The organism is Flavobacterium sp., assembly GCF_044357305.1.
Classification (GTDB): Bacteria; Bacteroidota; Bacteroidia; order Flavobacteriales; family Flavobacteriaceae; genus Flavobacterium.
Window position 1 is genome coordinate 105,787 of record NZ_JBIKPS010000008.1, and the last position, 12,064, is coordinate 117,850.

Here is a 12,064-nt window from a genome sequence, read left to right on the forward strand (position 1 = left end):
GTGTAGTAACTCTCAGATATGCGCTAATTTGTAACGCTTTATCAAAAATATAAAAAATATTTTATGAATCGTCAAAAGTTTTTTTATACAAACAACAAAACCAGCAACGGAATAATTATTCCTGCCAAAGCCAATTTCCAGCCTCGTTTTTTGAAAGTAAATTTTCCTGCAGGAATCATAAAGACACCCGTTAAGGCAATGGTTATTAAGGATAATCCAAAAACATCCGAATAATAAATCCACCAGTTGGAAGTTGTTTTGTGCAATTTCATGGCTTGACTGATGATGGGTGTTTTCTTAAAAGATACAATTTCGCCTTTACCAGTTTTTAGGTCAATTTCTACATCGTGTTTTTCAAACGAAATTTTGAATGTCCCTTTTTTTATATTGTGACGACGTATTTTATCCTCAATTCCTAAAGTTTTGCCTAGCTCTTCGGCATATTTTTCATTTATGTTTTCTTCAGCAGGAAGTTTAACCGAAATAGCTTTAGTTTCTACAGTATATTTTTCTGGATGCCAACTATCGCGGTGGTTCATCAAAATTCCTGAAAAGGCAAACGAAATAATTAATCCGATGTAGAAATAACCTAAATCTCGGTGAAGGTTTCTTGCTTTTAATGGTGAAATCATGGTTTTAAAATTTATATTTTAGTGAGGTTATTACTTGTCTTGGTGCTATAGGATTAACACTATAGTTTTCATGAACCGTGTAATTCAATTCGTTAGTACTATTGGACAATTTACATAACAATGAAAACTTTTTCCAGATATATCCTAAAGAAAAATCAATAGTGGTGTAGCCTTTCAATGGAATTTCTCTTTCCCAAATTCCCTCAGGTTTTGTATTATCGTATTGATTGTTCCAGCCAGCAACTCTAGTTCCAATGTAATTTCCAATTGCTCCAACAGATAAACCTTTGAAAACACCAGATTGTAAAGTGTAAAAGAAACTTAAGTTAGCTGTATTTGCTGGAGTTCTTGCAACTCGGTCACCTTCAATAAAACTTCCGTTCAAACCAGAAGTTTTTGTAAATCTCATGTCGTTATAACTATATCCAGCCATAATATTCAAAGCTTCTGTTGGTTTAACTATGATGTCAAATTCAATACCCTTGCTTGTCGTTTCTCCACTTAATGTTTTCACGTTGGTATTAGTATTGATTGTGCCATTTGCATTAAATTCAGCCGTTTGAGCCAAGTTACTATTAATTATTTGATAAATAGTTACATTAGTACATAAATTTCCATTCCAAAATTCTTTTTTTACACCAACTTCATATTGATCGATAATAGATGGTTTTATCGCTTCATTTAAAATGGTTATGCCTGTATTTGGGTTGAAGGAGTTCGAATAACTAGTAAATAAGGAAATGCTTTTGGTAGGTTGGTAAATTAACCCAACTTTTGGAGAAAAAGCACGATCGTTTCTAATCGTTTCCTCTACAATAGCAGAACCAATCAAATCATAAGTGACAGGTTTCGTTTCTTGAATAGAATATCGAATTCCTGCCAAAACTTTGAATTTATTGGTTAACGAAATTAAATCTTGCGCATAAACGCCATATCTATTGGTTTCTGTTTTTACGATTTTGGTATTTGTTGCTTGCGGAATTGCTGTTCCTTGAGGATATAAATCTAAATTAAAGATATTGATTAAATCGTAATTGGCAGGATTAAAGACAAAAGTATAAGCATCTGCATAGGAATTTTCAACATCCATTCCGGTAAATAATTGGTGTTTCATTTTACCTGTAGTTACATTTCCTTGAAGACTTATTTGTTGGCTGTAAATTTCTTCTACCGCTTTGTTTTTTCCTAATGGTCTGCTCCAATCTCCATTTGTAGCAGGTAAGACACGCTCGGTTCCTTCAGATGTTCTATTGTAATTCTGGTACGAACTATTAAAATTCAATTTCCATTTGGCATTAAATTGATAGTTTACTAATGCCGAAACAGTTGCTTGTTTCGTATTTCCGTTGGACCATTTTGCACCTAAATAGGTGTTTCTTGGAAGATCTACCACGTTTTGTCCAATGGATCCTGTACCAAAATCGGGTGTCCAATCATCATTTAGGTAATCACCTTGAAGAATTATTTCGGTTTTATTAGTAACCTTAAAAAGAAAAGATGGATTTACATAATAGCGTTCTTTTTTTACCACATCCCTAAAACTTTCTGAGTTTTCATAGGTTCCAATAAAACGATATGCAATGCTTCGACTCAATGGACCGTAAAAATCTATAGACGGTTTATAAAAATTATAACTACCGGCTTGCAGGCTTATTTCTAAACCTTTCTTGAAAGAAGGAGTTTTGGTAACCATATTCAAAATTCCACCAGGTGCAACATTGCCATATAAAAGTGCCGAACTTCCTTTTAAAATTTCCACTTTTTCCAATGAAGCAACTTCTGGAATAGAACCACTATTAAATCGGAAGCCATTTTTAAACATATTGTTTGCAGACATATCATAACCTCGTGACCAAAAAGATTCTTGAGCACCACCACGAGCGGAACCAACATAAACTCCATTGGCATTTTTTATCACATCGCTTAGTCTTATGGATTGTTGTTGTTCAATCACTTCACTTCCAATTTCTTGAATGCTTTGTGGTAAATCCATTGGTTTAATTCCGGAACGGGTAACAGTTGCTTCGTTTTTTTGCTTCGTTAAAATGATAACTTCATTAAGAATTTTCCCTTTTTTATTTTTTATAGTATCATTTATCGCATAAAGGTTGTTCGTGTTTTTGATTTCTTGTGCGAAACTTTGTGCAGTCATACTGAGGGCTAAAGCAGAATAGTAAAAATAATTTATCATTTATTTAGATTTAATAAAAATAATTATGCAAATATATATAGTCATTTTTAATTCACAAAGTTTATTTAGACTTAATATGAATAATATTTTTAAGAAGTTGATTTTGTTATTAATACAAACGGAAAAAACTTGCCGTGGAGCAAGTTTTAAATACAAATTGAGCTGTTTTATTATTAAATTCCAAAAATTAAATATTCAAAGGGCCTTTTTTTGGATGAAAATCAAAATAAAAGTAAAATAAAAGTAAAATAAAAGCTGTCTCAATTTAAATTAGGAGACAGCTTTATTTTTTATTAATAATATATTTCGCCTTTCGGCTAATTGTAAACCTTTTATACTCCAAATATAGAAATAACTTAAATGCAAAAGTCTTAAATTTATATTAAAGTTTAAAACATATTACATTTAAGTTATTTTTTGTTGCATTATCATAACTTAGTTACAATTTTCATCAGCGCTCACTCGAAATAGGTTACTATTTTAACTTTTTGCATCGCATTTTTTCTAAATAATGTTTAGTTTGTTATTAGTTGTAAAGTTAATTTTTTACAATTAGTTTGTAGATACTAGATTCCAAAACATCGGTGTCTTTATCCTCACATACCAAAAACACAATAGAATCTTTGGTTTTTTGGAAAAGAGTTATGCCTTCTAATTTATAATTACCTTCTATTTTTTTAGTGAAATCTAATTGCATGGTATTAATATCTATCCGGCCAATAATGCTTCCAAGAATTTCGCCATCATCATAAGTAGATTCTGTATTTTCGGCAGTGGCTATGAAATATATTTTGTCTTCTACTAAAACTGCATCGGTAAAACTAGTTCGCACTCCCTTTATTTTTGGGAGTTTGTACGCGTTGGATAAAATTCGGAAATCAGTAGTGAAGTTTTTACCTGTGATGGTGAAAACAACATTTTTATGATTTTTCCCATTGCCACGATTGAAAAGAAACCAATTTTCGCCATTGTAAATTGCGCCTTCCAAATTAAAATCTTCGGGTTTTATTTCACCAAAAGATTGTAGGGCAAGGTACAAATCGGAAACATCATTGGCAGCAAGAACTTTTTTGGAAGTGGTATCTACTTGCAGCATTTTAGTTCTGTTTTCGGTAGAACCAGAACCAAAAATATAGAGGCTGTCTTGGTATTTTGTGATAGCTTCAAGATCTTGTTTTTGCTTTTTTGGAATGTTTTCTTGGGCATTGTCTGTCAATGGATGGCGGTCTAGTTTTGCAGAATCTATATGGTATTCATACAAATAGGTGCTGTTGTCGCCAATTGCTAAGATAGTATTGTTGTGGTAGATTAATCCGGAGGCCGAACCAAGACCAATGATTTTAAATAAAAACGAAAGTTGGAGTTTTTCCATAAGTTTGCCGATAAGTTTAGCCTGATTATCTCACATTAAATTAATTTTTAAAGGAGTTCGATGAATTCCATTTGCAACGGAAATCCTTTTCTTTTTTTTCTTTAAAAAAAGAAAAGATTGCAGTTTAAAGCGGGAATTGCTCCTCAAAAATACTATTTTTAGTTTTATAAACAGAATTAGATTAATAATCAATACCAAAAGTTAATGTTTAATTTTGATTTTTATCCTTGCAATTGATTTTTGCCATTGCTAATGCCATTGAATTCCTTACTTTTGCTAATTGAAAAAACGCACCGTGAATTTATCCCAGTATACTAAAGAGTTTCGATACAATATGCAGTTGGCATATCCCGTAATTTTGGGTATGTTAGGGCATACCTTAATTATGATTGTAGACAATATCATGGTTGGAAAACTTGGTTCTACTGAGTTGGCCGCAGTTTCTCTTGGAAACAGTATGGTTTTTGTGGCACTGTCTTTAGGAATAGGTTTTTCAACAGCAATAACTCCAATTGTTGGGGAAGCCGATGCCGAAAAAAATACCGATAAAATTCGTTCGGTTTTTCATAATGGATTGTTTTTATGCGTTATTTTGGGCTTTGCACTTTTCGGATTAATTGTGTTAGGTAAACCCATAATGGAAATGCTGCACCAACCTAAAGAGGTAATTGCTTTGGCAAAACCCTATTTAGACTGGGTGGGATTTTCTTTAGTGCCGCTAATAATTTACCAAGGATACAAGCAGTTTGCCGATGGCTTATCAATGACTAAATACTCGATGTATGCTATTGTTATGGCGAATATTTTGCATGTAATTGTGAACTATTTTTTAATTTATGGTTTTTGGATTTTTCCTAAAATGGGAATTCTTGGTGCAGGACTAGGTACGGTTATCTCCAGAATTGCAATGGTAGTTTTTATGCATATAATATTATCGCGACAAGAACAATTGAAAACGTATTTTCAAAACTTTAGTTTTGCCGAAATCAAAAAAGAAACCATCCGCAAAATTGTAAGGTTAGGAATTCCTTCTGCTATGCAAATGCTATTTGAAGTGGTTTTATTTACAGCAGGAATTTGGCTTTGTGGCAACATTGGTAAAACCAGTCAGGCTGCCAATCAAATCGCGCTGAGTTTGGCCTCAATGACCTTCATGTTTGCTATGGGATTAAGTGTGGTTTCTATGATTCGAGTGAGTAATCAAAAAGGATTGCAAGATTATAAAAACCTGGTGGTGGTGGCTCGTTCCATTTTTTTATTGGCAATTCTTATTGAAATTGTTTTTGCTTTATTGTTTATTCTTTTACATCAAATAGTACCTCCGTTATTTTTAGACATGAGCGATACTACACAACTTTTAGACAACCAAGAAGTGGTTACTATCGCAGCAAAATTACTTTTGGTGGCAGCCGTTTTTCAAATTTCGGATGGAATTCAGGTAGTAGTTTTAGGCGCTTTACGCGGATTGCAAGATGTGAAAATACCTATGTACATTACTTTTGTGGCCTATTGGGTTATTGGTTTTCCAATATCCTATTATCTTGGCGAATATACGGAACTAAAAGCAGTTGGTGTTTGGATTGGATTACTTGCCGGATTAACCGCAGCGGCAGTTTTCCTATTTATCCGATTCCATTATTTAACCAAAAAATTGATAGTTGAAAATCCAGAACTACCTGTTTTGTAACAATTATTCAAAACCTACGTATAACCTATAAATTAAAACATTTAATAAATGATACTATTAATTATTCTTGGAATTATTTTGGTTGTAACGGGTATAACTTTAAAGGACAATGCTAATCCTTTATCTAAATTTTCGGGATCCATCCGAATTGTTGGGTTTTTGGTTATTGCATTGGGCGTATTTTCATCCATGTTCAAACAAATAGATGCCGGAAAAGTAGGCGTAAAATCATTGTACGGAAATGTACAACCCGATGTATTAGAAAGTGGTTTGCATGTGATAAATCCTTTATTGGATATTACAATTTTTGATACCCAAACTCAAAACTATACCATGTCGGCAGTGCACTCAGAGGGTGCTCAAGAAGGAGATGATGCCATTCGAGTTTTGTCTAACGATGGGCTAGAGGTTGTAATTGACTTAACCGTTTTGTATCGTGTTTTACCTGGAGATGCACCAAAAATCCTTAAAGGAATTGGAGAAAATTATATTGATAAGATTGTACGTCCAATAACTAGAACGCGTATTCGGGACAATGCTGTTTATTATGATGCAGTAGCTTTGTACTCTACCAAAAGAAACGAATTCCAACAAAGAATTTTCAAATCTATTGAAGACGATTTTAAGAAAAGAGGTTTGGTTTTAGAGCAATTGTTGATTAGAAACATCAATCTTCCAACTTCAGTAAAAGCATCAATTGAAAGTAAAATTAATGCTGAACAAGATGCTCAAAAAATGCAATTTGTTTTACAAAAAGAAAAACAAGAAGCCGAACGTAAACGAGTAGAAGCGCAAGGTATTGCTGATTACCAAAGAATTATTTCGGTAAATCTGACCGATAAACAATTACAATACGAGCAAATAAAAGCCCAAAAAGAGTTAGCGGCTTCCCCAAATACCAAAATTATTTTCATGGGGAAAAACAATGGCTCGGTTATTTTATCCGATAAATAAAAAGTAAATTTGCTACAATAGAAACTATTAAACCCTAAACTAATTATGATATTACCAAAATTTGTTATAGCAGATAATTCTGATTTTCCAGAAGATATTTTCATCATACACCTTGATTTCCCTCGTTTTTTAATCAATTTAAAAGACGATGAAGTTGAGTTTCTAGAAGATTTAGAAGGAGAAGATGAAACCGAATTAGAAGCCGAAATGGAGCATTTAATTACCCTTGCAGGAGAGTTTTACGATAAAGAAATGAAACTTTTTGAAGAGTAGTTGCGATAGTTAAATTTTGCAAAAATAAATAGGTTAAAGCATTTTTCTTATTCCAATCAGTACAAAAATTAATGCTGTATATGCTATGAAGAAAGTCACAATGAATTCTATCCATCCTAAAGGTAGCATTACTGCAATAATTAATAATTGAAAGCCTAAGCCATAAAGTGAAAGTAGTGTCATAAACCAATTTGGGAAGGTTTTTACTTTATAGGCTTCAGGGTCTAAGAGGTGAATTATTTTATCAAATCCGCCATAGACAATGGTGTAAATTTTAAACAAAATATCTACTGATTTTTGTGTTTCGCCAGGTAAAGCTCTTGGCGATTTGTATTCAAATATCTTACTAGTGGTATCTCCACCAACCGATTTTGTTCTCAAAATTACATAGTAATAATTGTACAAAGTTCCTTGCAATTGAATTCCGATAAAAGCCAGAATACTCAGCCAAATTGTGGTTTTAGAAACATAGCATATTGCTATCAGAAATAAAAAATTCAGAATAATATCAAATACGCTGTCTAAATATCTTCCAACATAAGAAGGTGTATTTTTTAATCGAGCCAACTCGCCATCGGCAGCATCGATTCCAGATTTTAAAACTATAAAAAATCCAGCCAATAAAAAGTGATTGGTTACAATACAGTAAATAGCTACCAAGCCAGTAATTCCAAAGAGAATTGTAACATGAATAGGGGTGAAGCGTGTATTTTTAAGTTGGTTTGCAAGAAATCTTCCAAAAGGTCTTCCGTAGTCGGATAGGTCTAGAAATTTATCTTCGGTTGCAAGTTTAGACATTTAATGTAGGTAAGTAGAATTGTGACAATATAGTCTTGGATTTTTCAATTGCCCACGGAATAAACCGTGGGTTGTGGTTTGGTTTTTAATAATTTATTTGGATAATCGATGTAACGAATAAGTCATTGCTGCCAATAAAAAGAACGCCATGGCTTGGTGTGTAACACCCAACCACATAGGAACGCTATATAATAATGTTAAAATCCCAAGAATGAATTGCAAAAATACCAGAAAAACTAAGGCGTTCAATCCGTTTTTTTGTTCTTTAGAAAGGGAGTGTTTTTTACTTTTGAAAAACAAAAATAAAATCAAAGCTACCACTACATAAGCAATAGTTCGGTGTACAAATTGAACGCCACTTTTTCCTTCGGTAAATCGTAACAACCAAGAATCTTTTTCTATCAAAATACTTTCGTGAAAAAATTGTCCATCACTCATTAATGGCCAATGATTATGGATAAATCCTGCATCTAAACCAGCAACAAATCCTCCGTAAATTATTTGAAAAAGCAAAAAAGCTAGGGTAATTCGGGCTAATTTTTTTAATGGAATTATAACTTCGCGTTTAGCTGGATAAATTAAATCCAATGCCACCCAAAGTGTATAAGCAAAAGTAATAAAGGCAAAAGTTAAGTGTAAAGAAAGACGAAAATGACTCACATCGGGATTGTTTACCAAACCACTTTTTACCATAAACCAACCTAAAAACCCTTGAAAAGCTCCCATTCCTAAAAGGATGCCACATTTTTTTAGGGTTTCGCCATCTAATTTTTTCTTTATCAAAAAATACACGAATGGAATTATGAAAACTAACCCTATTATTCTACCAATAAATCGGTGGAACCATTCCCAAAAATAAATAAATTGATAATCGGCAAGTTGAAAGTCATTATGAATATTGACTAATTTGTATTCTGGAAATTGTTTGTAAGCATCAAATTCTTGTTGCCAAGCGGCTTCCGTTAAAGGAGGGAAAGTATCGGTTAACAAATGCCAATCGGTCATGGAAAGTCCGGAATTGGTTAGTCGTGTGATGCCTCCAACTACTACCATTACAAACACTAAAAAACAGCCAGATAACAGCCAGATTATTACAGATTTATTTTGTTTCATTTTTATTTTATTGGAAAATTTTGGGGATTTTGTCTTGTGTCCCAAATGTCTAGAACCTTTATTTTGAATTTATTAATTTCAAAAATTAGATAATAATCTCGAACTAAAACAGCTCTGATATTTTCGGCATTTGTAGCAATAGATGCTTCTGGGTTAATAGCAATTCTTTCTATTGTTTCAGTGAAATAAATATTAAGTTTTTTACTGTAAACTTTTGATTTGTTCCTAATATTCCAATATTCAAAAATAGAATTTCTAGTTTTCCTAGCAAATGAAGTCCAAATTATTTTTCTTGCTCTTGAAACCATTTTTCTAATTCTAATTGATCTTCCTCATGCGAAATAAAATCCCCATTCTCAATTTGTTTTAAAGAAATATCAATTCTAGCTTGCTGCCATTCATTTAGAATTAGAACTTTTTCGGTTTTAATATAAGTAGTTGGTGGTTCATTTACCTCATGAATTGTTTGTTGAATATTGTTTAATTCGGCTTCAATTTTCATCAAAATAGTTAAATCATTCGTAGCAATGATTTTTCTAATCAATTCTAATTTTAGTTCTGCTATATTCATAATCTAATTTTTTATAAAATTATAAATTTTTTCATCTACAAGAAAAAAACAATAGTTAAACTTTTTGTAATCCCAATTTCTCAGCCCGTTTCAAAACAAATTCATAAGCCGCTTGGTATTCATTCGGAATTTTACCATCTAGAATTGCTTCTTTTACGGCTTCTTTTAGCATCCCAATTTCTCGAGAAGGCTTTAAATTAAAGAGTTCCATGATTTGTTCTCCCGAAATTGGTGGTTGAAATTGGCGAACATGATCCCGTTCTTCTACTTCAATTATTTTCTTACGAACGACATCAAAATTGTTATGGTATTTCTTGAATTTTGCAGGATTTTTGGTAGTAATATCGGCTTCACATAAAGTCATTAAATCATCTACATCTTCGCCAGCATCAAATACCAAACGACGCACTGCCGAATCGGTAACAATATCTTGAGCTAAAACAATTGGTCTGGAGCTCATCATGACCATTTTCTGTACAAATTTTAACTTGTTATTTAAGGGCATGTGCAAGCGTTCGAAGATTCTTTTAGCCATTTTACCTCCCAAAAACTCATGTCCGTGAAAGGTCCAACCTTGTTTTTTAGAGAATTTTTTGGTAGGTGCTTTCCCAATATCATGCAATAGAGCAGACCAACGCAACCAAACATCTTCTGTATTAGGGCAAATATTATCCACAACTTCTAAAGTGTGGTAAAAGTTGTTTTTGTGGGTATGTCCTTCAATTTCTTCTACATTATTTAAAGCCGTTAATTCAGGAAGAATAATATCTAAAAGGCCAGTTTTGTATAAATGTAAAAATCCAATAGACGGTTTATCTGTAGAAAGAATTTTATTCAATTCATCTACAATTCGTTCGCCAGAAATGATGTTGATACGTTCTTTATTGCGTTCAATTGCCGTTAATGATTCGGCTTCAATTTCAAAATTCAATTGGGTCGCAAATCGAATTCCGCGAAGCATCCGCAAAGGATCATCGGAATAAGTAATATCAGGATTTAAAGGAGTTTTGAGAATTTTATTTTCTAAATCGGCTAAGCCATCAAACGGATCTACTAAGTCTCCGTAATTATTTAAATTCAATGAAAAAGCCAAAGCATTGATAGTAAAATCTCGTCGATTTTGGTCGTCTTCTAGAGTTCCGTTTTCTACAATTGGGTTGCGACTTTCTTGGTTGTAACTTTCTTTTCTTGCGCCAACAAACTCTATATCTATTTCTTTATAACGAAGCATGGCTGTTCCATAATTCTTAAAAACCTGAACTTTTGGTTTGTTAGGAAGTAATTCAGACACTTTTAAAGCCAAATCAATTCCAGATCCAATGGCAACAATATCAATGTCCTTTTTAAAATCGCGTTGCAGTAAAAAATCGCGAACAAAACCGCCAATTACATAACTATCCATGTTAAGTTCTTGACTTGCCTGTGCAATGATTTTAAATATGGGGTTGTTTAGTGCTCTAGTATAGTTCATTGTTTTTTTGTAGCCACAGATTCACAGATTATCCTAATGTTATTTGATAATTCTTTTATATTCAAGTGAGGTTTTATTAAAATTTACTAAAATGGCAAGTCTATGTCCTGAAACATGCAAATAATTTAAGCATTGTGAAATATGTTTTTCATGTAATCCTTCTGTTGATTTTATTTCAATTATTATTTTATCCAAAACAACAAAATCTGCATAAAATTTATGATTCAAAATAACATCTTTATAATGAACTAAATATTCTTTCTCTCTTTCAAAAGAGAAATTAATCTTATTTAGTTCATATTCAAATGCGTCTTTATAAACAATTTCTGAGAACCCTTTTCCTAGATTTTTATGAACTTCGATTAAAGCTCCAATAATTTTATAAGTATCATCTTTGTATAAATATTCTGACATTTTATAATTTATTTTTATTAATCTGTGAATCAGTGGCTATAAAAATTATTTTCGTATAACTTTAACTTGATTATCTAAAGACAATTTTATTATCGTCGATGGGTTTTTACAAACTTTATCCTGCTGCAAATTTACTACATAGTCTACACCTTTTATAATTTCGGGAGTAATTTCTTTAAAAGTTTTAGGAGCAAACATGCCAGAAATATTGGCCGAAGTTGAAACTAAAGGTCGTTTCATGCGTTCCATCAGTTTGAAGCAAAATGGCTCTTTAACAATTCTAACTCCTAGCGTTTTATCTTCTGCTATTAAATTGGCAGCCACATTTCTTGGGTTATCCAATATTAAAGTGGTTGCTTTTTGTTTCTCTAGTTCATCATCATTTGGATTCGATAAATCCCATATTTCCCATGCTAAATCTGGAATTTCCTTAAAAACATTATACATCATTTTGTCGCCATTCATCAAGACAATCATGCTTTTAGAATCGGAACGCTGTTTTAAGGCGTAAATTTTGGCAACAGCCTCTTCATTAGTAGCATCGCAGCCAATTCCCCATACGGTATCCGTAGGATAAAGAATAATTCC

Annotated in this window: 13 protein-coding genes; 3 read left to right on the forward strand and 10 right to left on the reverse strand. The window is 32.5% G+C overall.

Translation table 11 applies throughout. From position 1 onward, the window contains the following. Positions 1–83: 83 nt before the first annotated feature. The 3 genes from ACIQ2J_RS07605 to ACIQ2J_RS07615 form a co-directional block, all read right to left on the reverse strand. Positions 84–632: a PepSY-associated TM helix domain-containing protein gene (locus tag ACIQ2J_RS07605; RefSeq protein ID WP_396168178.1), complete on the reverse strand. Its 549-nt coding sequence runs from the start codon at positions 630–632 to the stop codon at positions 84–86. A 4-nt stretch (positions 633–636) separates the two neighbouring features. After that, on the reverse strand, positions 637–2,823 hold the full coding sequence (locus tag ACIQ2J_RS07610; protein WP_396168180.1) for a TonB-dependent siderophore receptor: 2,187 nt from the start codon (positions 2,821–2,823) through the stop codon (positions 637–639). 538 nt (positions 2,824–3,361) lie between these two features. After that, positions 3,362–4,195 carry a DUF6929 family protein gene (locus ACIQ2J_RS07615; protein ID WP_396168182.1) on the reverse strand — a complete coding sequence of 278 codons (834 nt, stop codon included), beginning with the start codon at positions 4,193–4,195 and terminating at the stop codon, positions 3,362–3,364. A gap of 295 nt (positions 4,196–4,490) precedes the next feature. On the opposite strand from ACIQ2J_RS07615, the gene ACIQ2J_RS07620 reads away from it, so the two are divergent. The 3 genes from ACIQ2J_RS07620 to ACIQ2J_RS07630 are packed head-to-tail and all read left to right on the forward strand — an operon-like array spanning position 4,491 to position 7,109. Next, a complete protein-coding gene (locus tag ACIQ2J_RS07620) occupies positions 4,491–5,882 on the forward strand; it encodes an MATE family efflux transporter (protein ID WP_396168214.1) in 1,392 nt (463 codons plus the stop codon). A 48-nt stretch (positions 5,883–5,930) separates the two neighbouring features. Then, positions 5,931–6,836 (forward strand): prohibitin family protein, encoded by a 906-nt coding sequence (locus tag ACIQ2J_RS07625; RefSeq protein WP_396168185.1) that lies wholly within the window; start codon positions 5,931–5,933, stop codon positions 6,834–6,836. A 45-nt stretch (positions 6,837–6,881) separates the two neighbouring features. After that, on the forward strand, positions 6,882–7,109 hold the full coding sequence (locus ACIQ2J_RS07630; protein WP_396168187.1) for a hypothetical protein: 228 nt from the start codon (positions 6,882–6,884) through the stop codon (positions 7,107–7,109). A 33-nt stretch (positions 7,110–7,142) separates the two neighbouring features. Here ACIQ2J_RS07630 and ACIQ2J_RS07635 read toward each other — a convergent pair whose 3' ends face one another. The 7 genes from ACIQ2J_RS07635 to ACIQ2J_RS07665 form a co-directional block, all read right to left on the reverse strand. Beyond that, positions 7,143–7,907 carry a CDP-alcohol phosphatidyltransferase family protein gene (locus ACIQ2J_RS07635; protein WP_396168189.1) on the reverse strand — a complete coding sequence of 255 codons (765 nt, stop codon included), beginning with the start codon at positions 7,905–7,907 and terminating at the stop codon, positions 7,143–7,145. Positions 7,908–8,000: 93 nt separating this feature from the next. Further along, a complete protein-coding gene (locus ACIQ2J_RS07640) occupies positions 8,001–9,020 on the reverse strand; it encodes a COX15/CtaA family protein (protein ID WP_396168191.1) in 1,020 nt (339 codons plus the stop codon). A 2-nt stretch (positions 9,021–9,022) separates the two neighbouring features. Further along, a complete protein-coding gene (locus ACIQ2J_RS07645) occupies positions 9,023–9,328 on the reverse strand; it encodes a type II toxin-antitoxin system RelE/ParE family toxin (protein ID WP_396168193.1) in 306 nt (101 codons plus the stop codon). Further along, positions 9,304–9,591 (reverse strand): hypothetical protein, encoded by a 288-nt coding sequence (locus ACIQ2J_RS07650; protein WP_396168195.1) that lies wholly within the window; start codon positions 9,589–9,591, stop codon positions 9,304–9,306. Before ACIQ2J_RS07650 ends, ACIQ2J_RS07645 begins: the two co-directional genes overlap by 25 nt. A 55-nt stretch (positions 9,592–9,646) precedes the next feature. Continuing rightward, the gene (locus ACIQ2J_RS07655) at positions 9,647–11,062 is read right to left on the reverse strand and encodes a CCA tRNA nucleotidyltransferase (RefSeq protein ID WP_396168198.1); all 1,416 of its coding nucleotides are present in this window, start codon (positions 11,060–11,062) and stop codon (positions 9,647–9,649) included. Positions 11,063–11,101: 39 nt separating this feature from the next. Beyond that, positions 11,102–11,476: a GxxExxY protein gene (locus ACIQ2J_RS07660; RefSeq protein WP_396168202.1), complete on the reverse strand. Its 375-nt coding sequence runs from the start codon at positions 11,474–11,476 to the stop codon at positions 11,102–11,104. A 45-nt stretch (positions 11,477–11,521) separates the two neighbouring features. After that, positions 11,522–12,064, reverse strand: a 543-nt coding sequence (locus ACIQ2J_RS07665; RefSeq protein ID WP_396168204.1) for an L-threonylcarbamoyladenylate synthase, incomplete at its 5' end; no start/stop codon positions are given.